The sequence below is a fragment of the Paracoccaceae bacterium Fryx2 genome (genome assembly GCA_032334235.1).
In the GTDB taxonomy this organism is placed as follows: Bacteria; Pseudomonadota; Alphaproteobacteria; order Rhodobacterales; family Rhodobacteraceae; genus JAVSGI01.
The window spans coordinates 500811-522415 of sequence record JAVSGI010000005.1; the positions used below are offsets into that span (position 1 = coordinate 500811).

Below are 21605 nucleotides of genomic sequence, written 5' to 3' on the forward strand. Positions count from 1 at the left end.
GCGGGGCCGGTCATCTGCGGCAGATCCGCGCCGGGCCCGCCTCGCCTCCGCCGCCAAAGCCCAGAAGATCGACCGAAAGGCCGAAATCCGTGGTCGGGTCCACATTAGTCGAGGACGTGAACCGACGCGAGAGGGAAAGATCGACCTGCAGGCATTCGTTGCGGAAGGCCAGGCCAAGGCCGGCCGAAGTCGCCCTTTCGGCAATGAAATCATAGCGTCCGGTCATGTTTGCGGTCCACGCGTCAGTCAGCTTGTAGCTGCTGTCGAGGAACAGTTCGGACGTGTCGGCGGGGCGGTTCTCGGTGGTGTCGGCCACCATCCAGACATAGCTGGACGCGATGCCGTAGCGCTCGCGCTGCAAATCCATACGCATCTCGCCCTTGGTGACGTCGAAGCTGTCGTCGAACAGCACGCGGTTGGTCAGCCGCAGCCCGTCAAGCAGCGACACCTCCACCCCCACCAGCCAGTCCGACTGCGCGCCGCCGAGACCCGAGGCGACACCGAACTGTCTGGTGTCGGATTCGCGCAGCACGCGGCCCAGCGTGGCGCCCAGCGTCCAGCCGGTGGGGTCGTGGCGCGTCCAGGTCACGCCGATATTGGCGCGCGCCCCGGTTTCCACCGCGTCGGAACCGGGAAAGCGGTTCAGCGCGAAAAGGTTGCCCTCGTCGAACTCGACCAGCGTGCTGTCTTCGTTGGGCAGGCTGTCGGTGCTGTCCGGGCTCCAGATCAGTTGCACGACCGGCTCGATCACATGGCTGGCACCAAGGCGGCCGGCCTTGACCCAGGGCCAGCGCAGTTCCACCCCGGCCGCGGCGTGGCTGCGCAGGGTGCTGCCCTCATATCTGCCGTCCTGCCGGATGTCGTAGGCATCGGCCGACACTTCGCCCAAAGCGGTGGCCAGGATGCCCGCCGGGGCGACCCAGGTGCGCCGCCAGTCGATCAGCAGCGAGGCGCGCGACGTGTCGCGCCCGTCGGGGATGCCGTCGCCGTCGCCGTCCAGCAGGCTGTCGGATGACCGGCTCTGGCTGTGGGTCTGAAAGCGCAGCCCGCCTTCGCCGCCCACCGCCCCCAGGCTGAAGCGGCGGTAGAAATTGAAATCCGTGATCAGCGACGGCAGGGTGGCGTTGTCTTCGTCGGACCGCAGCGAGTTGAAGTGGATCAGCCGCGCCGAGATGTGTTCGTTGCGCCGGGTGCGGGAAACTTCGATCCGGCTGTCGAGCCGGTCCTTTTCGGACAGGCCGTAGTCGAGCAGATAGGCCGGATCGCTGACCGCTTCGATCCGGAAGGTCAGATCGAAATCGCTGGGCAGGGCGAAATCCCCCAGCGCCTTGACATATCCGCGGCTGTCGCCCGGCATCAGGTCGTCGCGCGCCAGGGCGCCCGAAAGCTCCAGCAGGCCGGCGCCGAACGCCTGCCGGTAGCGCAGATCCAGCGCGCGGCCGTTCTTGGTGGTCAGGTATGGCGTGAAGGTCAGGTCGCGGCTGTCGCCCAGCGGCAGGAAATACGGGATCTTGAAGCCGCTGCCCAGCCCCGAGGTGGTGCGAACGTCCGGCATCAGGAACCCGCGCGTGCGCTTCAGCGACGGGTCGGGCATCCGCAGCCGTGGCAGGTAGAACACCGGCAGGCCCGCGACGCGGAACTGGGCATGATCGAAATACAGCTGCCGTTCCAGCTGGTCGTGCACCACCCGGCGGGCCCGGATTTCCCACAAGGGCGTCGGGTTCAGGGTGCAGACCTGACAGGACGAGGCGACCGTCTGCGAAAGCTGGGTGTAGCGCCCGCCGGTGCGCACCATTTCGGCGGCGGCGATCTGCAACTGCTGGTTCAGCACCAGCCGCGCGCTTTGCAGCACGCCATCCGACAAGTCGGCGGCCAGATCGGCCTGGCTGGCCAGCACCAGTGTGTCGGGTCCGTCGGTCAGCGTGATCGGGCCTTCGATGGTCAGCCGGTCGGTGGCCCCGTCGAAGGTGATGCGCGTGGCCCGCAGGCGGCGGCCCTGGAAGTTCACCTCGACCGCCCCATCGGCGATCAGCAGATCATTGCCGGTCACCTCGACCCGGTCCGCGACCAGCGTGGCCAGACCCGGGGCAGGCGGCGGCACGGGCGGCGTCTGCGCCAGTGATGGCGCGCAGCACAGGCTGGCGGCCAGTGCGACCAGCAGGATCAGGCGGTGGAGAAGGCCGGGCATCAGCCATCCTCCAGATGCAGCAGCAGGCCCATCGCCATCAGCACGGCGGCAACCGGCGGCGACCAGGCCGCAAGGAGGATCGGAATCTGGCCATTCTCGCCCAGCACCTGCGCGAAGTTGCGCAGGAAGAAGATGCCGAATCCGCCCGCCAGCGCAAGCAGAACCATGCTGCCGGTCTTGCCGAAGCGGGCGTGGCGCATGGTGAAACCGGCCGCCACCAGCACCATCGCCGCCAGCAGCAAGGGCATCGCCAGTTCCATCTGCATCCAGACCCGGTGGTTTCGCGCCGAAAAGCCTGCGCGTTCCAGCGCGGCGATGTATTCGGGCAGATCCCAGATCGGAATCGCCTCCGGCGTGCCGAAACTGTCGCGGATCGCGTCGCGCGTCAGGTCCGAGGGCAGCGCCATCCGCGGCGCAAGGGTGGCTGCGGCCTCGGGGTTGCTTGCCGCCAGTTGCCAGCGTTTCACGCCGGTCAGCGCCCAGGCCCCGGGGGTCAGCAGGGCCTCGTCGGCCTCGATCCGGGTTTCGGGCAGGCCGGTGGCGCCGAAGGTCAGGAAGGTGGCGCCGAACAGTTGCGTCCCGTCGGCGTTGGCGCGGTTGGCGTGGATCACGGTCTGGCCGTCGCTGCCGCCCTGCCGCAGCCACAACCCGTCTTCGCTGACCGACAGCACCGACTCTGCCCCCTGCTTCAGGCGGGCATTGAGCACGTCATGCTGCTGGGTGGTGGCCGCGACCAGCGGGTTGAACACCAGCACAGATATGCCCCCCAGCGCGAGCGCCGCCAGCACGGGCGTCATCAGGAAGCGCAGCCCCGACCGCCCCGCCGCCCGCACCACGACCAGCTCGCTGGACCGCGCAAGGCCCAGAAACAGCGCAATCGCCGCCAGAATGACGATCAGCGGCAGAATGCGGTAAAGGCTGGCCGGAACGTTCAGCGCCGAAAGCTGGATCAGCCGCCCCAGCCCGACCTCCTGACCGGAAAAGCGGCGCAGCTGGTCGACCATGTCGATCAGCATCATTATGCCGAAGAATATCAGGAAGATGCGCGTCACCATCCACGCAAAGCGCCGCGCAATGTAGCTGCTGAGGATCATGGCGCCACGACCCCGTCAGGCAGTTCGGCCTGCGCGCGGCGCGCCCGGCGCGGGCGCTGCGACAGCCACAGAAGGACCGCCGCCGCCAGCAGGCCTGCGGCCGGGGCGGCATAGGCCAACGGCCAGGCTCGCGGGTCGCGCATTCCCGCCGAGGTGGCGGCCGTGTTGATCAATTGCACCCCGATCAGCAGCAGCACCGCGAACAGGATCTGGCGCCACAGCCCGAAGCGGCTGAACGCCCCCAGCAGCAGCGTGGCAAAGCCCAGCATCGCCCCTGCGGTCGCAAGGAACGGTTGGGCAAAGCGGCTGTGGGCATCGTAGAGGAAGGCGGCCCGGTCTGCTCGGGTTTCGGCCATCAGCGCCTCGGTCGGGTGCAGCAGTTCCCAGGTGGACAGCTCGTCCAGCGACCGGCCCGACACGCCGTCCTCCCGGATCAGGGTGCCGAGGTCATAGGTGAAATCGGCGAAGCGGGTGACCGACAGGCGGTTGTCGGCCCGCCCCAGACCCGTCACCATGCCGTTGAACATCACCAGCTTGGGCCCGGCATCGCCGCGCACCAGAAGCGCACGGCGCGCGGTGTAGGTGATGCGTTCCGGCCCCCCGCGTTCATCCGTCAGGAACAGGTCGCGCAACTCGCCGGTCTCGGTGATCTCGCGGATATACAGCGTGATGCCCGGCGCGGGGTGCAGGAAGCGGCCATCCGACAGGAAGCGCGCCGTCACGTTCTGGGCGATCTCGGCGCTGCGGGCGGCCAGCGTGCTGCGGCTGGCGGGCACCAGCACATGCATCAGCACCATCATCATCATCGCCACCGTCAGCCCGTAGAACAGCACCGGCCGCGCCAGCCGCATCGAGGAAAAGCCGGTGGCCTGCATCACCACAAGCTCGCTTTCCTGGCTGAGCCGGTTGGTGACATAGATCGCCGCCGCAAAGGCCGAGACCGGCAGCACGAGGCGGATCACGTTGGGCAGCGTGAGCAGCGAGAATTCCAGAAACACCAGCGCCGATTGCCCGTTGCCGATCAACTGGTCGAACAGCCCCACCGCGCGGTTGATCCAGTAGACCGCGACCAGCACCAGCGAGAAGAAGCCGAACAGCGCGAGCAGTTGCGACAGCAGGTATCTGTCGAATCTTGACACGCGAACCCTCTCCTCCGGTCAGTGCGGCGGACCCTAGACCAATTTCCGGACGGGGAAAACTCATATCTGGTCAATCGCCGGGGCAGGGATTACCGTCCGCTTCAGCGCCGGGCGGGTTATTCCCGCCGGTCATGCCTTTGCGGGGAAACCCGCCCAGTAACCGGAGTGATGCCATGTCCCAACCCCAGCCGATCCAGTTCCGCGATATCGACCCCGAAGCCATCGCTGCAGCCCCTGGACGCATCGCCCTGGTGGTTCCGGCAGCAGGCACGCTGGGGGTGGCGGGCAAGCGGGTGAACAAGCTGACACGCGGCGCGTTGCAGCGGTTTCTCGAGTCGGAGGCGTTCAAGGCGCTGAAATCCGGCGAGGCGCAGGATCTGGCCTTTCCGGCCGGCCTCGCCTGCGAGGCGCTGCAGGTGGTCAAGCTGGAGCGCCGCGCCGAGGCGACCGAGGCGCGCAAGGCGGGCGGCGCGATCGGCCGGGCGCTTTCCAAGGCGGGCACGCTGGTGGTGGCCGAAGGGCTGGCGCGGGCGGCCGACCTGTCGTTCGGCGTCGCTCTCCGCGCCTATGACTTCACGCCCCACAAGACCGGAGAAAAGACCGTCCCCGGCATGGTGACGCTGATGGTGTCGAACCCCGAGGCGGTGGCCGCCGAAGCCTCGCCCATGGCCGCGCTGGCCGAAGGCGTGTTCTTCACCCGCGATCTGGTGAACGAACCGGCCAACGTGCTGACCACCTACGATTTCGCCGCGCGGCTGGCCGCGATGCACGAACTGGGGCTCGAGGTCGAGATCCTGGAGGAGGAAGACCTGACCCGGCTGGGCATGGGCGCGCTTCTGGGCGTGGGGCAGGGGTCGGAAACCCCGTCGAAGGTCGTGGTCATGCAATGGCATGGCGGCAAGAAGGGCGAGGCCCCGTTCGCGCTGGTCGGGAAGGGCGTGGTGTTCGACACCGGCGGCATTTCCATCAAGCCGGCCGGCGGGATGGAAGAGATGACGATGGACATGGGCGGCGCGGCGGTGGTGGCGGGCGTGATGCGCACGCTGGCGCTGCGCAAGTGCAAGGCCAATGTGGTCGGGCTGGTCGGGCTGGTGGAAAACATGCCCGACGGGCGGGCGCAGCGGCCGGGCGATGTGGTGCGCTCGATGAAGGGCGACACCATCGAGGTGATCAACACCGACGCCGAGGGGCGGCTCGTGCTGGCCGATGTGCTGTGGTATGCGCAGGACCGTTTCAAGCCGACCGGGGTGATCAACCTTGCCACGCTGACCGGGGCGATCATCGTCGCGCTGGGGCACGAGAACGCAGGCGTGTTCTCCAACAACGACGCGCTGTGCGACGCGTTCCTCAAGGCAGCGGCGGCGGAAGGCGAGGGCGCCTGGCGGATGCCGATGGGGCAGGCCTATGACGACAAGCTGAAATCCCGAATTGCCGACATGATGAACGTCGGCGGGCGCGATGGCGGCGCGATCACGGCGGCGCAGTTCCTGCAGCGGTTCATCAAGCCCGACATGCCGTGGGTTCACCTCGACATCGCGGGCACGGCGCTGTTGAAGGCCGACACCGCGCTGGCACCCAAGGGGGCGACCGGCTGGGGGGTCATGGCGCTGAACCGGCTGATCCGCGACCGGTTCGAGGGGTAGGCGCTTGGGGCTGGCGCTGTTCTATCAGCTGACCCGCTCGCCGGTCGAGGATACCGCCGCCCTGCTTTTGGGCAAGGCGGTGGCGGCGGGCTGGCGGGTGATGCTGCGCGGCACCGACGCGGCGCGGCTGGCAATGCTGGACGAAAAGCTTTGGGGGGGGGCCGAGGACGGCTTTCTGCCGCACGGACTGGAGGGCGGGCCGCATGACGCGGCGCAGCCGGTGCTGCTGGGCTTGGGGCCGATTGCCAACGCCGCCAATTGCCTGATGACGGTGGACGGTGCGGCGGTGGCGCTGGACGAGGCCGCGCGCCTGGACCGGATCTGGGTGCTGTTCGACGGCAATAGTGACGCGGCGCTGGCCACGGCGCGAGTGCAATGGAAGGCGCTGGCGGGCGTCATTGACGGGGTCAAGGCGCAATACTGGTCGGAAGTGGACGGGCGGTGGCAGATGAAGGCGGAACGCTGACGATGGCCTGCCCTGTGGGCCGGCGTGCCTTCGGCGAGGGTATTTGGACCAAAGAGAAACCGCAGGCGATCAGCGGCGCAGGATCATGCGGTCGCCCGCGATCTCGATCCGGAACCGGCCGAGGTAATCCATGCCGAGCAGCGAGCCGTCCATTTCGCCCTCGTTGACCCAGGCGGTCAGGGCGGCATCGCGGAACGGGCCGAGGCTCACGTTTTCCAGCCGGACGCGGGCGGTGCGGACGGTGCCGTTGGCGGTCTGGGCCTGCCCCAGGTAGACGAGGCTGGCCGGGTCGATGCCGATGCGGCGGGCATCCGACCGTGACAGAACCATCGACGAGGCGCCGGTGTCGACCATGAAGGTCAGGGGGCGCCCGCCGATGTCGAGCGTGAGGTAGTAATGCCCGTCGGGCGCGCGCGGAATCTCGATCTGGTCGGCGGTGGCGCGCATCTGCGGTGCGGGCAGGGTGCTGCGCAGGTCGGACCACAGGCCATAGCCCGCCATCAGCCCGACCACGATCAGCCCCCAGGCCAGCGCGGAGCGCAGCGCCTGCGCCATGCGGCCGCGGAACTCGACGATCACCCAGCCACCCACCGCCACCAGCAGCAGCGCGAGGTAAGCCAGCCTTGCGGTCATGTCGCCGTCCATTCCTGCCCCCTATCCTGCCAGCCCGGTGCCGCGCACCCCGTCAATCACGAACTGCACCGAAAGCGCCGCGAGCAACATGCCCAGCAGGCGCGTGATGACCAGATTGCCGGTGCGGCCCAGCAGCCGTTCCAGCGGCCCGGCCACGAGGAACAGCGCATAGGCGGAGGCCACCACGAGGATCATCACCAGATGCACCACCAGCACCCCGGTCCAGCCGGGGCCGGACTGCCCGACCAGCAGGATCATGGTCGCCATCGCGCCGGGGCCGGCGATCAGCGGCGTGGCGAGCGGGAACACCGACGGGTCGGCCGGGTGCTCGGCTGTCTGGCCCTCGCGCCGCTGGGTGCGGCGTTCGAACAGCATGTCGAGCGCGGTCAGGAACAGCAGGATGCCGCCCGCGATGCGGAAGGCGGGCATCGAGATGCCGATAAAGCCCAGCACCGCCTCGCCCGCAAGGCCGAACACCGTCAGAAGCGCGATGGCGATCAGGCAGGCCCGCCTGCCGATGGCGCGGCGCTGCGCTTCCGACATGCCGGGCGTCAGGGCGATGAACATCGGGATCAGGCCGGGCGGATCGACCACCACGAACAGCGTGGCAAAGGCGGTGATCAGGAAGGCCGTCTCGATCATGCCGCCGCTACACCCCCGCCTGTTCCAGCCGCTCCTGCGCCTTGACCCACATCGCCTCGGCCCGGTCCAGGCCCTCCATCACCTCGGCATATTTTTTCTGCCAGGTCTCCGCCTCGGTGCCGCGTCCGGGCTCGTAAAGCCCGGGATCGGCCAGCTTGCGTGCCAGACGGTCGCGCATCTGGTTCAGCTTGTCGAGCCGTTCCTCGCATTTGCGCACCTCGGCCTTGAGCGCCAGCACCTCTTCGCGGCCGGCTTTCTTGGGCTTTTCAATGGGCTTGGCGGGTTTCACTTCCTCGTCACCGGCCAGAAGCTGGCGACGGTAGGCCTCCAGATCCTCGGTGTAGGGGGTGACGGCGCCGCCCTTGACCAGCCACAGCCGGTCGGCAACCAGCCCGAGAAGGTGCATGTCGTGGCTGACCAGAACCACGGCGCCGGAATATTCGGTCAGCGCCTCGACCAAAGCCTCGCGGCTTTCCATATCGAGGTGGTTGGTCGGTTCGTCGAGAATCAGCAGGTGCGGCGCGTCGATGGTGGCCAGCAGCAGCGACAGCCGCGCCTTCTGGCCGCCCGAGAGCCGCCCCACGGCGGTTTCGGCCTGGTCTGCCATCAGGCCGAAGCCCGCCAGACGGGCGCGAAGGCGCGGCTGCCCCTCGGCGGGGCGCAGGCGCATGATATGCTGCAGGGGGGTCTCGTCGATGTGCAGCTCGTCCACCTGATGCTGCGCGAAATAGCCGATGCGCAGTTTTGACGACGACACCAGCTTGCCCTCGCAAGGCGCGAGCTTGCCCGCCAGCAGCTTCGAGAGCGTCGACTTTCCCTCGCCATTGCGGCCCAGGAGCGCGATGCGGTCGTCCTGGTCGATGCGCAGGCTCAGCTTCTTCAGCACCGGGGGGCCGCCGTAGCCCACGGCGACGCCTTCCATGTTGATGATGGGGGGCGAAAGCTCCTCAGGTTTCGGGAAGGTGAAGACCTGTTTCTTCGCCTCCTCGGGCGGGGTGATGGTGGTCATCTTCTCCAGCATCTTGACCCGGCTTTGTGCCTGCACGGCCTTGCTGGCCTTGGCCTTGAAGCGGTCGACGAAGGATTGCAGATGGGCGCGCCGCGCCTCCTGCTTCTTGGCCTCGGAGGCCAGCACGGCGCGCTTTTCTGCCATCTGGCGGGCGAACTGGTCGTAGGGGCCGGTCCAGTAGGTCAGCTTCCTGGCGTCGAGATGCAGGATGCCCTGCACCGCGCGGTTCAGCAAACCCCGGTCGTGGCTGATGATGATGACGGTATGGGGATATTTCGCAAGGTAGCTTTCCAGCCACAGCGCGCCTTCAAGGTCGAGGTAGTTGGTCGGCTCGTCCAGCAGCAGCAGGTCGGGCTGCGCGAACAGCACCCCCGCCAGCGCCACCCGCATCCGCCAGCCGCCCGAGAAATCGGAACAGGGACGCAGCTGCGCCTCGGCGTCAAACCCCAGCCCCTTGAGGATGGTCGATGCCCGCCCTTCGGCCGACCAGGCGTCGATGTCGGCCAGCCGGTGCTGGATCTCGGCGATGCGGTGCGGGTCATGCGCGGTTTCGGATTCCGCCAGCAGGGCGGTGCGTTCGGTGTCGGCCTGCAAGACGGTGTCGAGCAGCGAGGTGTCCGACGACGGCACCTCCTGCGCCACGCCGCCGATCCTGCTGCGGGCGGGCAGGGTGATCTCGCCGCCCTCCAGCGCCAGCTCGCGCCGGATCAGGCGAAAGAGCGTGGTCTTGCCGCTGCCGTTGCGCCCGACAAGGCCGACCTTGTGGCCGTAGGGGATCGTGGCGGAAGCGCCAACCAGCAGCGGGCGGCCTTCGACGGAATAGGTGATGTCTGAGATACGGAGCATGGCGCACGCCTTGCCCGAACTGCCGGGCGGCGTCAACCTCGCGCGGGACCGGCTTTCCGGACTGGCGGGCATCGCGGCGGGGTCGGCTGCGGGCGCGCCCCCGTTGGTCGCAGCCGGGCGATTGTCTCTTTTGCCGCTGAATGCCGCATGATAGAGGCCAGCGCATATCCCGTCCGCCCTGAATGGAGACCAGACATGGCCCTTGAACGCACCCTTTCGATCATCAAGCCCGACGCCACCCGCCGCAACCTGACCGGCAAGATCAACGCCAAGTTCGAGGAAGCCGGGCTGCGCATCGTGGCGCAGAAGCGCATTCACCTGTCCCCGGCGCAGGCCGGCGCCTTCTATGCCGAACACAAGGAACGCGGCTTCTACGGCGAGCTGTGCGAGTTCATGGCGTCGGAGCCGGTGGTCGTGCAGGTGCTGGAAGGCGAAGGCGCCATCCTGAAGAACCGCGAAGTCATGGGCGCCACCAACCCGGCCAACGCGGCCGACGGCACCATCCGCAAGGAATTCGCGCTGTCGATGGGCGAAAACTCGGTCCACGGCTCCGACAGTCCGGACTCGGCGGCGCGCGAAATCGCCTTCTTTTTCTCGGGGCTTGAACTGGTCGGCTGAACCAATCGGCGGCGCCGGGAGCACAAAAGTTTTTTGAAAAACTTTTGCAAAATCCTTACAAAGGATTTTGGCGCTTCCCCTGCCGCCGTCCTTCCACGACCCCAAGACGGTCAAGGGCCGACTCCGTTCGGAGCGGCCCTTTCTTTGTCGGCCCGGGCCTTCGGCGCGTCGATCCGAACGAAGGACCGCCGCCTTCGCAATGCGGCGAAGTGCCCGATTGCAGCGGACGCAGTAAGGCGGCATCAAAGTCCAGCGCGAGCCATTCCCCTGCGCAAGGGATGTCCGCGCGGGTGAAGGTTTCGGTGTCCGGGCCGAGTGTGGGGCGCGAGGAAAAGCCAGGGGCCAAGATCGGGCATCGCCATCACCGCAGCAAAAAGGCCAGCGAAACCGCTGGCCCGGGGCTGGCAAGTGCGGATCGCACCACTTGGCAGGGTTCGGGGGCTGCCCCCGATCATCCAGCGGTCAGATCGACGCCCAGTCGCGGATCAACGGCTGACCGGCCTGGGGCACGGTCGTGTCATGCTGCCCCTGCTGCTGGTTCGGGGCAGGGGTACTTCCTTGCTGGGGGGTGGTCGGGGTCGGGGTCTTTGCCATGGTTCTGCTCCGGTTCATGGTCTCGCTGGTACGTCGGCGGTGCCCGGGATGGGCAAGGGTCAACTTGCAAGTGTTGCCTGCCATTGTGGCAGGATCAAGGCAATCGCAGCCTGTCTTGTCGCTGACTTACGCCCCGTCTTTTGCCGCTGCAAGCCGATCCCTGTCACAACGACGTCATTCCGGGCCGAAAAGAACCGATCTGGCATGGCCTGGCGCGCCATCACAACCACGGCATCCGGCGGAAAAGGCGGGTTCAGCCGGCGACCTCTGCCGGAAAGCCCACCGCTTCCAGCGCCGCGATCAGGGTTGCCACGGGCGCGGCACCCTCGATGGTCGCGGTGCGCCCCGGCAGGTCGACGCTGACATGTCCGACCCCTGGCACGGCACCCAGCGCCTGTTCGACCGAGGCGCGGCAGTGACCGCAGGTCATGTCGGGAATTGAAAGTGTGGTCATGGCGGCCTCCGTTGCCTTGCGATGCTGCCAGACTGCCTTCCGGCAGCGAAAGGTCAAGCCCCGGCACCGGATGAAGGGTATGATGTATGCTCCCTTGACCTTCCCGTGACTGGAAGCCCCATATAGGCAGGGAAGGAGTCTGCCATGAACCCCGTTCCGACCCATCCGGCCCCGACCCATCTGGCCCCGACCCATCTCGGCCCGGCCGATCCTGCCCCGACCCGCGCCGCGCCGCCGTCCCTGACTGCGCGCTTCCGCCTGCAGGGGCTGAGCTGCGCTTCTTGCGTGGCGCGCGCCGAACGGGCGCTGATGGCCGTGCCGGGGGTGGCCTCGGCCCGGGTCAACCTGGCCGAGGAAAGCGCCGAGGCCCGCTATGCCGCCCCCGCCACTCCGGCGGCATTGACCGCGGCGCTGACACGGGCGGGCTATCCGGCGCGGCAGGCGAATCTTGCGCTGTCGGTAGAGGGCATGACCTGTGCGTCCTGCACCGGGCGGGTCGAACGGGTGCTGCGCGCGCAGCCGGGGGTGATCGATGCGGCGGCCAATCTTGCCGCGCGCCGGGCGCAGGTCACGGTGTGGGAGGGCAGCGTCACGCCCGCCGCGCTGGCGGCGGCGGTGACGAAGGCCGGCTTTGCCGCCAGCGCAGACGCCGTCTCGCCCGACAGCCGCAAGGCGGACCTCGCGCGGCTAAGGCGCGACACGTGGCTGGCGGCGATCCTTGCCGCCCCGGTCTTCGTGGTCGAGATGGGCGGCCATCTGGTGCCCGCCTTCCACCACTGGCTTGCGGCGATGATCCCTTTGGCGCTGCTGTGGCAGATGCAGTTCGTGCTGGCGACGCTGGTGCTGGCCGGGCCGGGGCGGCGGTTCTTCACCAAGGGCCTGCCCGCACTGGCGCGCGGCGCACCCGACATGAACAGCCTCGTCGCGGTCGGCACGCTGGCGGCCTGGGCCTATTCGACCGTTGCCACCTTCGCGCCCGGCCTGCTGCCGCCCGACTCGCGCGCCGTCTATTTCGAGGCGGCGGCGGTGATCGTGGTGCTGGTGCTTCTGGGCCGCAGCCTGGAGGCGCGGGCGCGCGGGCAGGCCGGGGCGGCGATTGCCGGGCTGGTCGGCCTGCAACCGCAGACGGCCCGGATGGAAACCGCTGCCGGGGTGGCCGAGGTGGCGCTGACCACCATCCTGCCCGGCGCGCGGTTGCAGATCCGCCCCGGCGAGCGTCTGCCGCTGGATGGCGTGGTCGAGGACGGCCACTCGGCGGTCGATGAAAGCATGTTGACCGGCGAGCCGATGCCGGTCGCCAAGGCCCCCGGCGACCCGGTGACCGGCGGCACGGTCAACGGCACCGGCGCGCTGGTGATGCGGGTGACGCACGCGGCGGGCGACACGGTGCTGGCACGGATCATCGCCATGGTGGAGGAGGCGCAGGGCGCGCGGCTGCCGGTGCAGGCGCTGGTCGACCGGATCACGCTTTGGTTCGTGCCGGTGGTCATGGGGCTGGCGGCGCTGACGGTGCTGGTGTGGCTCGCCTTCGGGCCGGGCCTCGGGCAGGCGCTGGTGGCGGGGGTGTCGGTGCTGATCATCGCCTGCCCCTGTGCCATGGGGCTGGCCACGCCGGTCTCGATCATGGTCGGCACCGGGCGGGCGGCGGAACTGGGCGTGCTGTTCCGGCGCGGCGAGGCGCTGGAGCGGCTGGCCGGCGTGACCCGCGTTGCCTTCGACAAGACCGGCACGCTGACCGAAGGCAGGCCGGAGCTGACCGACCTGATCGCGCTGCCGCCCTTCACCGAGGCGGACGTGCTGCGTCTGGCGGCGGCGGTCGAGACGCGGTCGGAACATCCCCTTGCCACGGCCATCCTGAAGGCGGCAGAGGGGCGCGGGCAGTCGCTGCCTGAGGCCACCGGCTTTGCCGCAACGCCGGGGCACGGCGCCTCTGCCACGGCAGAGGGGCGCGAGATCACCGTCGGCAGCGCCCGGCTGCTGGCGAACCTGCCCGCGGGCCTTGCCGCGCAGGCGGCGGACCTTGCGGCGCAGGGCCGCACCCCGGTGTTCGTGACGATCGAAGGACAGGTTGCCGGGCTCCTGGCGCTGGCCGACCAGGCGAAGCCGGGGGCGAAACCGGCGGTGGCGGCGCTCCGCGCGCTGGGACTCGACAGCACCATGATCACCGGCGATGTCGAACCCGTGGCCCGCGCCGTGGCGGCCGACCTGGGCATCACGACCGTCCGGGCCGGAGTGCTGCCCGCAGGGAAGGCCGCCGAGGTGCAGGCGCTGGGGCCGCGCACCGCCTTTGTCGGCGACGGCATCAACGACGCCCCGGCCCTGGCCGCGGCCGATGTCGGCATTGCCATCGGCACCGGCACCGATGTCGCCATCGAGGCGGCCGAGGTGGTGCTGATCTCGGGCGACCCGCTTGGCGTCGCCACCGCGGTCCGCATCAGCCGGGCGACGCTGGCAAACATCCGGCAGAACCTGGTCTGGGCCTTCGGCTACAACGCCGCACTGATCCCTGTGGCGGCGGGGGCGCTGGTGCCCTTCGGCGGGCCGCAGCTTTCGCCGATGCTGGCAGCGGGGGCGATGGCGTTCTCGTCGATCTTCGTGCTGACCAACGCGCTGCGCCTGCGCCGCGTCCAACCCGCAAAGGCCCTGCCATGAACATTGCCGAAGTTTCCGCCCGCGCCGGCCTGCCCGCCAAGACCATCCGCTACTACGAGGAGATCGGCCTGATCCGCCCGGCCCGCGCCGCCAACGGCTACCGCGCCTTCCGCGAGACCGACCTGCACAAGCTTGCCTTCCTCGGCCGTGCCCGCTCGCTAGGTTTCAGCATCGAGGACTGCCGCGCCCTGCTGGCGCTTTACGAGGACCGCGGCCGCGCCAGCCAGGACGTCAAGGCCATCGCCCAGGGCCACCTCGACCGGATCGCCGCCAAGATCGCCGAACTGCACGAGATGCAGGCCACCCTGTCCGGCCTCGTTTCCGCCTGCGCGGGCGACAGCCGCCCCGACTGCCCGATCCTGCGGGGGCTGGCCAGAACCCCGCTCTGACCCCGTGTCATTCACCTTGCACAAATATCCTCGGGGGGAGACGCGACAGCGTCGTGGGGGGCAGACGGCCCCCCGCCCGGAACGGGCCCCGGCAGCAGGGCTCAATCCACCGTCAGCAGTTCCCTCATGTCTTCATTGCCTTCGATCATGTCGCGCAGCGACAGCTTGTCGAGCGTGGCATAAAACGCCGCCAGCGCATCGGCCAGCGCGCATTTCAACCGGCAGCATCCCGCCAGCGGGCAGCTGTTCGCATCGCCCGCAAAGCATTCGGTGATCGGCAACCCGGATTCGAAGGTGCGGAACACCTCGCCCACATGGATGTCATCGATGTTGCGCCCCAGCGCCAGCCCGCCCGACCGGCCGCGCACCGTGCGCAGATAGCCGCGCTGGGCCAGCAGGTGAATCACCTGTGCCAGATGGTTTTCCGAGGCATTGCAGGCCTCGGCGACTTCCTGCTTGCGTACGACCCGACCGTCATTGATTGCGCAGAACATCAAGGTACGCATCGCAAGATTGGTGCGTGTGGTGACCCGCATGGTCGTCCCTGCCTTCCCGTTATGGCCCCGTCCCGTTAGGGGACCTTGTGTCTTGGGTAGCGGCAAAGAGGGCGGAAGATACATGATCCAGATCAGATTTTCCGGCGGGGCCCGGGCAATTCGGTATCTCGCCTTCCGAATTGCCGACGTGGCGCCAGCCCGATCCGGGCAGGGTGACATCACCTGCCCGCGAAGCGGAACCGCACAAGCCGATCAGGTGCTTGCGGACGAATCGGGCCGTCCGCGGCCGTGGGTCCGGCCCGCAGTCGGCGGGCGTGCCCGGCACGGGCATGGCACGGGTGGCACCCCCGTTCCGGACCTTGCCGTCCGGCAGAGGTGGCAACGGCGGCTGCGCGCAGGCGGGCCGCCCGGTTCGGCGTCGCGGGCAGGTTAGCGCCACCACCCGGCGGTGCTTGCACCGCGCTGCCGCAAGCGGCAGTCCGCCCGAGATTCGGGCAATGACCCCGTGCCGTTCCGCCCCCGGGTTTCCCCCGCCCGCCACTGCCAACCGCCCGGCGTGCCGGAACGGCGCAGGTATTTAAAGCGGTTTGAACTTGATAAATCCAATAATGTAGTGAAAATGCCGGCATCAGGCGGGCCGAACCTAAAGCGCTTTGAGCCAGCAAGGGCTGAGTTGCGTCGAATGGCGCCATCCGGGGCGGCGGTCGCCTCTGGCCCTCGGGTTGCGGTTCGTGTGACATGACGGGAGTCGGGCCTGGTGCCCTGAAGGGAATTGCAACGCATTGGACACAGCCTTGACTCATGACCGCTTCACCCCCGCCTCGCTGAAGGCGGACATCCAGTGGCATCTGACCTACACGCTGGGCAAGGACACCCCGACCGCCAGCCGATACGACTGGCGCATGGCGCTGTCCTACGCGATCCGCGACCGGATCGTGGAGCCGTGGTTCGCCTCGACCCGCCGCACCTGGGGCGAGGACCGCAAGCGGGTCTACTACCTGTCGATGGAGTTCCTGATCGGGCGGATCCTGGAGGATGCGACGATAAACCTCGGGCTGCGCGACGTGGCCGAGACGGTGATGGCCGAACTGGGGCAGGATTTCCGCGCGCTGGTCGAGGACGAACCCGACGCGGCGCTGGGCAACGGCGGGCTGGGGCGGCTGGCGGCCTGCTTCATGGAATCGATGGCGACGCTGGCCTGCCCGGCCTACGGCTACGGCATCCGCTACGAACACGGTCTGTTCCGCCAGCGGTTCGAGGGCGGCCAGCAGGTCGAAACCCCGGAAGACTGGCTGAACCAGCCCGACCCCTGGGAATTCGACCGCCCCGAGGCCGCCTACACGGTGGGCTTCAAGGGCGAGGTGGTGACCCGCGACGGGCAGGAGGTCTGGCTGCCGGGCGAGACGGTGTTCGCCTCGGCGCATGACGTGCCGGTGGTGGGCTGGCAGGGCAAATGGGCCAACACGCTGCGGCTCTGGGGTGCCAAGCCCACGACGCAGTTCGATCTGGTGCGCTTCAACCGCGGCGACTATGCCGCCGCCGCCGAACCCGAGGCGCTCGCCCGCACGCTGAGCCGCGTGCTCTACCCCGACGACACCACCTATCAGGGCAAGGAACTGCGCCTGAAGCAGGAGTTCTTCCTGACCTCGGCGGCGTTGCAGGACATCCTGCGCCGGTATCTCGCGACCCACAGCGACCTGCGCGCCCTGCCGAAGTTCGTGGCGATCCAGATGAACGACACCCATCCGGCGATTGCCGGGCCGGAACTGATCCGCCTCCTGTCCGACGTGCACGGGCTGTCCTTTGCCGAGGCGCTGGATGTGGCGCAGCAATGCCTGGGCTACACCAACCACACGCTCCTGCCCGAGGCGCTGGAACGCTGGGCCACCTTCACCTTCGGCAACGTGCTGCCGCGCCACATGCAGATCGTCGAGCGGATCGACGGCTGGCACCGCCGCACCTATCCGAACCGGCCGCACTACGTCGGCATCGTCAAGCATCAGGAAGTGCGGATGGGCGAGCTGGCCTTCATCATGTCGCACGCGGTGAACGGCGTGTCGGCGCTGCATTCCGATCTGGTCAAGCAGAACCTGTTTCCCGAACTGCACCGGCTGCATCCCGGGCGGATCGTCAACCAGACCAACGGCGTCACGCCGCGCCGCTGGCTTAAGATGTGCAACCGGCCGCTGGCGGGCCTGATTTCCGACACCATCGGCGACGGCTGGGAGGCCGATCTCGACCGGCTAAAGGAACTGGAGCCGCATGTTGCCGACGCGGGCTTCCGGTCGGCCTTCGATGCCGCCAAGCGGGTGAACAAGGTGGCGCTGGCGGACTGGCTCGCGCGCGACTGCGGCGTGAGCGTCAGCCCCGACGCGCTGTTCGACGTGCAGATCAAGCGCATCCACGAATACAAGCGCCAGTTGCTGAACATCCTGGAAACCGTCGCGCGCTGGAAGGCGATCCGCGACAACCCGACCGCCGCATGGGTGCCGCGCGTCAAGATATTCGGCGGCAAGTCGGCGCCGGGTTACGTGGTTGCCAAGGAAATCATCCACCTGATCAACGACGTGGCGGCGGTGGTGAATGCCGATCCGGTGACGCGCGACCTGCTGAAGGTGGTCTATCCGGCCAACTACAACGTCTCGATGGCGGAAAGGCTGATCCCGGCGTCGGATCTGTCGGAACAGATCTCGACGGCGGGCAAGGAAGCCTCGGGCACCGGCAACATGAAGTTCATGATGAACGGCGCGCCGACCATCGGCACGCTCGACGGGGCCAACGTCGAAATCCTGCACGAGGTCGGGGCGGAAAACTTCTTCCTGTTCGGCCTGACGGCGGCAGAGGTTGTCAGGCGCCGCGAAGACCCCGACCATTCGCGCCATGCCATCGAGGCCAGCCAGACCCTGCAGGACGTGCTGCAGATGATCGCGGAAGGCCAGTTCAGCCCCGGCCAGGCCGACCGCTATCACGGGCTGGTGCACCGGGTCTGGCATCACGACTATTTCCTCGTCGCGGCCGATTTCGACAGCTATCTGGCGGCGCAGGCTGCGGCCGATGCCGCCTATGCCGACCGCCAGAGGTGGATCGCGATGGCCGCGATGAACACCGCGCGATCGGGGTTTTTCTCATCCGACCGGACAATCCGTGGTTACATGGCAGACATATGGTCTGTCGAGTCGGCCCTTTAGGGAGGCATCCATGCCGAAGATCCCCGCCCCTGCGACCACGACGCTGATAGATATCGCCTCGGCGCAGGCGCTGGCGTCTGGCGCGCACGGCGACCCGTTCTCGGTGCTGGGCCTGCACCAGCGCGGGGCCGACTGGGTGCTGACGGTGTTCGCACCCGGGGCCGAACGGCTGGAGGCGCTGGCGGACAGCGACGTGGCGCTGACGCCGCTTGCCGGGGTGCCGGGCATCTTCACCGGCCTGATGCCGGGGCGGGTGGCCTACCGGCTGCGCGCACAGGGCCAAGGTGCTGTTTGGGAGTTCGACGACCCCTTCCGCTTCGGCCCGGTTCTGGGCGAGATGGACGAATACCTGCTGGGCGAGGGCACGCACAAGCGGCTGTGGCAGGTGCTGGGCGCGCATCTGATCACCCATGAAGGCGTGGCGGGCACCCATTTCGCGGTCTGGGCCCCGAATGCGCAGCGCGTTTCGGTGGTGGGTGATTTCAACCTGTGGGACGGGCGGCGCCACCCGATGCGGCGGCGTGGGGCCACGGGCGTGTGGGAAACCTTCCTGCCGGGCATCGCAGAGGGCACGATCTACAAATACGAGCTGCGCGGCCCGGACGGGGCGCTCTTGCCGCTCAAGGCCGACCCGGTCGGCTTCGGGTCGGAACATGCGCCGGCCAACGGGTCGGTGGTGCGCCGGATCGGCGGTGCCGACTGGGCCGATGCCGAATGGATGGCGGCGCGCGGCACGCATCAGACCATCGACGCGCCGATCTCAATCTACGAGGTGCATCTGGCAAGCTGGAAGCGCGCGCCGGGCAACCGGATGCTGTCGTATCTGGAGCTTGCCGAACAACTGGTCGGTTATGTCGTCGACATGGGCTTTACCCATATCGAGCTGCTGCCGGTTTCCGAATATCCGTTCGACGGGTCCTGGGGCTATCAGCCGGTGGGTCTGTTCGCGCCCACCATCCGCCACGGCACGCCGCCCGAGTTCCGCGCCATGGTCGAGGCGGCGCACAAGCGCGGCATCGGCGTGCTGCTCGACTGGGTGCCGGGGCATTTTCCCGCCGATCCGCACGGGCTGGGCCGGTTCGACGGCACGCCGCTCTATGAACATGCCGACCCGCGCGAAGGTTTCCACCAGGACTGGAACACGCTGATCTTCAACTACGGCCGGGTGGAGGTGACCAACTACCTTGTCTCCAATGCCTTGTATTGGCTGGAGGAATACCATCTCGACGGGTTGCGCGTCGATGCCGTGGCCTCGATGCTCTACCGCGACTATTCGCGGTCGGCGGGGCAGTGGGTGCCCAACAAGGACGGCGGGCGCGAGAATTACGAAGCCATCGCCATGTTGCAGCGCATGAACATCGTGGCCTATGGCGAAGTGCCCGGCGTCATGACGGCAGCCGAGGAAAGCACCGCCTTTCCCGGCGTGTCGCGCCCGGTCAACCATGGCGGGCTGGGATTCGGGTTCAAGTGGAACATGGGCTGGATGAACGACACGCTCAGCTACATGAACAAGGATCCGATCCACCGGAAGTTCCATCACCACAAGATGACCTTCGGGCTGCACTATGCCTGGTCGGAAAACTACATCCTGCCGATCAGCCATGACGAGGTGGTGCACGGCAAGGGCAGCATGCTGGGCAAGATGCCCGGAACGGCATGGGAGAAGTTCGCCAACCTGCGGGCCTTCTACGGCTTCATGTGGGGGCATCCGGGCAAGAAGCTGCTGTTCATGGGCTGCGAGTTCGCCCAGTCGCGCGAGTGGAACCATGTGCAGAGCCTCGACTGGCATCAGCTTGACGACCCGGCGCATGGCGGGGTGCAGGCGCTGGTGCGCGACCTGAACCGGCTTTACGTCACCACGCCGGCGCTGCACGTCAACGACACCCGGCCCGAGGGCTTCGCCTGGATCGAGGCCAACGCGGCCGACACCTCGGTCTATGCCTGGGCGCGGTTCGGGCGGGCGGGTGACCCGGCGGTGGTGGTCGCGGTCAACATGACCCCGGTCGAGCGGCGGCTGCGGCTGGGCTTTCCCGCCCCCGGGCGCTGGGACGAGGCGCTGAACACCGACGCGGGCATCTACGGCGGTGCCAACCGCGGCAACATGGGGGGTGTCGAGACCGACCCCACCCCCTGGCAGGGCCAGCCGCAATCGGCGCTGGTGACCCTGCCGCCGCTGTCGGCGGTGTTCTTCCGGCATGGCCCACAGCAGATTGGCGGGGAACCTGCCCCGCAAAAAGGGAGGAATTGATGCAACCAAGACCCCACGCGCGGCTTGCGTCGCAGGCCATGGCCTTCGTGCTGGCCGGCGGGCGCGGCTCTCGCCTGAAGGAACTGACCGACAGCCGGGCCAAACCGGCCGTCTATTTCGGCGGCAAGACCCGGATCATCGACTTTGCCCTGTCGAACGCGCTGAACTCGGGCATCCGCAAGATGGCGATCGCCACGCAATACAAGGCGCACAGCCTGATCCGGCATTGCCAGCGCGGCTGGTCGTTCTTCCGGGCCGAGCGCAACGAATACCTCGACATCCTGCCCGCCAGCCAGCGGGTGAACGAGCACAAGTGGTATCTGGGCACCGCAGACGCCGTGACGCAGAACATCGACATCGTGGACAGCTACGGCATCAAGTATGTCGTCGTGCTGGCGGGCGACCATGTCTACAAGATGGATTACGAGATCATGCTGCGCCAGCATGTCGATACCGGGGCAGATGTGACCATCGGCTGCCTGACCGTGCCGCGCAGCGAGGCGTCGGCCTTCGGGGTCATGCACGTCGATCAGGCGATGCGGGTCACCGATTTCCTGGAAAAGCCCGCCGACCCGCCGGCGATTCCGGGCGACCCCGACAATGCGCTGGCCTCGATGGGGATCTATGTCTTCGAGTGGACCTTCCTGCGCGACCTCCTGATCCGCGATGCCGAGGACGAGAATTCCAGCCACGATTTCGGCAACGACATCATTCCCGCCATCGTGAAGCACGGCAAGGCCATGGCGCACCGCTTTTCCGAAAGCTGCGTGACCTCGGGGCTGGAGAAAGAGCCCTACTGGCGCGATGTCGGCACCATCGACGCCTTCTGGCAGGCCAACATCGACCTGACCGATTTCGTGCCCAAGCTCGATCTTTACGACAACGCCTGGCCGATCTGGACCTATGCCGAGATCGTGCCGCCGGCCAAGTTCATCCACGACACCGACGGGCGGCGCGGCATGGCGGTCAGCTCGCTGATCTCGGGCGACTGCATCGTGTCGGGGTCCGAGGTGCGCAATTCGCTGCTGTTCACCGGCTGCCGGACGCATTCCTTCTCCAGCCTCGAATATGTCGTGGCGCTGCCGCAGGTGATTGTGAACCGCAAGGCCGACCTGAAGAACTGCGTGATCGACCGCGGCGTGATCATTCCCGAAGGGCTGGTGGTGGGCCAGGACCCGGAGGAGGACGCGCGCTGGTTCCGCCGCACCGAGGCGGGCATCGTGCTGGTGACGCAGGACATGCTGAATGCAAGGGCGCACGCGCTGGGGTAAGGGGGGCGCGGAAGATCGTGCCCGAAGGAAAGGA

17 protein-coding genes are annotated in these 21605 nt (G+C 67.9%); 9 read left to right on the forward strand and 8 right to left on the reverse strand.

The genetic code is table 11. The annotated features are described in order from the left end of the window. Positions 1-10: 10 nt before the first annotated feature. The 3 genes from lptD to lptF are packed head-to-tail and all read right to left on the reverse strand — an operon-like array spanning position 11 to position 4421. Complete coding sequence (gene lptD / locus RNZ50_11650) at positions 11-2188, reverse strand: LPS assembly protein LptD (GenBank protein ID MDT8855656.1); 2178 nt, start codon at positions 2186-2188, stop codon at positions 11-13. Then, the gene (gene lptG / locus RNZ50_11655; GenBank protein ID MDT8855657.1) at positions 2188-3282 is read right to left on the reverse strand and encodes an LPS export ABC transporter permease LptG; all 1095 of its coding nucleotides are present in this window, start codon (positions 3280-3282) and stop codon (positions 2188-2190) included. Before lptG ends, lptD begins: the two co-directional genes overlap by 1 nt. Further along, positions 3279-4421, reverse strand: coding sequence for an LPS export ABC transporter permease LptF (gene lptF, locus RNZ50_11660; GenBank protein ID MDT8855658.1), 1143 nt, complete (start codon positions 4419-4421; stop codon positions 3279-3281). Before lptF ends, lptG begins: the two co-directional genes overlap by 4 nt. A 173-nt stretch (positions 4422-4594) precedes the next feature. Between lptF and RNZ50_11665 the strand changes: the two genes are divergently transcribed. Further along, the gene (locus tag RNZ50_11665; GenBank protein ID MDT8855659.1) at positions 4595-6064 is read left to right on the forward strand and encodes a leucyl aminopeptidase; all 1470 of its coding nucleotides are present in this window, start codon (positions 4595-4597) and stop codon (positions 6062-6064) included. Positions 6065-6068: 4 nt separating this feature from the next. Continuing rightward, a complete protein-coding gene (locus tag RNZ50_11670; protein ID MDT8855660.1) occupies positions 6069-6530 on the forward strand; it encodes a DNA polymerase III subunit chi in 462 nt (153 codons plus the stop codon). 69 nt (positions 6531-6599) lie between these two features. On the opposite strand, the gene RNZ50_11675 is transcribed toward RNZ50_11670, so the two are convergent. From RNZ50_11675 to RNZ50_11685, 3 genes are read right to left on the reverse strand one after another with little or no spacing between them, the layout of a single operon-like run. After that, positions 6600-7175, reverse strand: coding sequence for a TIGR02281 family clan AA aspartic protease (locus RNZ50_11675; protein ID MDT8855661.1), 576 nt, complete (start codon positions 7173-7175; stop codon positions 6600-6602). A 9-nt stretch (positions 7176-7184) separates the two neighbouring features. After that, positions 7185-7805, reverse strand: coding sequence for a MarC family protein (locus RNZ50_11680; protein MDT8855662.1), 621 nt, complete (start codon positions 7803-7805; stop codon positions 7185-7187). A 7-nt stretch (positions 7806-7812) separates the two neighbouring features. Beyond that, entirely contained in the window at positions 7813-9660 is a 1848-nt protein-coding gene (locus RNZ50_11685; GenBank protein ID MDT8855663.1) for an ABC-F family ATP-binding cassette domain-containing protein, read from the reverse strand. Between RNZ50_11685 and RNZ50_11690 the strand changes: the two genes are divergently transcribed. Together RNZ50_11690 and ndk are read left to right on the forward strand one after the other, a co-directional pair. Beyond that, positions 9641-9811, forward strand: coding sequence for a hypothetical protein (locus tag RNZ50_11690; protein ID MDT8855664.1), 171 nt, complete (start codon positions 9641-9643; stop codon positions 9809-9811). The genes RNZ50_11685 and RNZ50_11690 overlap by 20 nt on opposite strands. Before the next feature lie 44 nt (positions 9812-9855). Beyond that, complete coding sequence (gene ndk / locus RNZ50_11695) at positions 9856-10278, forward strand: nucleoside-diphosphate kinase (protein ID MDT8855665.1); 423 nt, start codon at positions 9856-9858, stop codon at positions 10276-10278. 847 nt (positions 10279-11125) lie between these two features. Here the strand turns inward: ndk and RNZ50_11700 are convergent. Continuing rightward, positions 11126-11326 carry a heavy metal-associated domain-containing protein gene (locus RNZ50_11700; GenBank protein MDT8855666.1) on the reverse strand — a complete coding sequence of 67 codons (201 nt, stop codon included), beginning with the start codon at positions 11324-11326 and terminating at the stop codon, positions 11126-11128. Between the two features lie 144 nt (positions 11327-11470). Here RNZ50_11700 and RNZ50_11705 point away from each other — a divergent pair, with 144 nt between their 5' ends. Both RNZ50_11705 and cueR read left to right on the forward strand, forming a co-directional pair. Beyond that, positions 11471-13978, forward strand: a complete 2508-nt coding sequence (locus RNZ50_11705; GenBank protein ID MDT8855667.1) for a heavy metal translocating P-type ATPase — start codon at positions 11471-11473, stop codon at positions 13976-13978. Beyond that, positions 13975-14367, forward strand: coding sequence for a Cu(I)-responsive transcriptional regulator (cueR, locus tag RNZ50_11710; protein ID MDT8855668.1), 393 nt, complete (start codon positions 13975-13977; stop codon positions 14365-14367). The genes RNZ50_11705 and cueR overlap by 4 nt, the downstream gene beginning before the upstream one ends. Before the next feature lie 101 nt (positions 14368-14468). Here the strand turns inward: cueR and RNZ50_11715 are convergent, their stop codons facing one another. After that, positions 14469-14903, reverse strand: coding sequence for an Rrf2 family transcriptional regulator (locus RNZ50_11715; GenBank protein MDT8855669.1), 435 nt, complete (start codon positions 14901-14903; stop codon positions 14469-14471). Between the two features lie 755 nt (positions 14904-15658). Between RNZ50_11715 and RNZ50_11720 the strand changes: the two genes are divergently transcribed. From RNZ50_11720 to glgC, 3 genes are read left to right on the forward strand one after another with little or no spacing between them, the layout of a single operon-like run. Continuing rightward, on the forward strand, positions 15659-18052 hold the full coding sequence (locus RNZ50_11720; GenBank protein MDT8855670.1) for a glycogen/starch/alpha-glucan phosphorylase: 2394 nt from the start codon (positions 15659-15661) through the stop codon (positions 18050-18052). Positions 18053-18062: 10 nt separating this feature from the next. Next, positions 18063-20300, forward strand: coding sequence for a 1,4-alpha-glucan branching protein GlgB (gene glgB / locus RNZ50_11725; protein ID MDT8855671.1), 2238 nt, complete (start codon positions 18063-18065; stop codon positions 20298-20300). Beyond that, a complete protein-coding gene (gene glgC, locus RNZ50_11730) occupies positions 20300-21571 on the forward strand; it encodes a glucose-1-phosphate adenylyltransferase (GenBank protein ID MDT8855672.1) in 1272 nt (423 codons plus the stop codon). Before glgB ends, glgC begins: the two co-directional genes overlap by 1 nt. Positions 21572-21605: the final 34 nt, after the last annotated feature.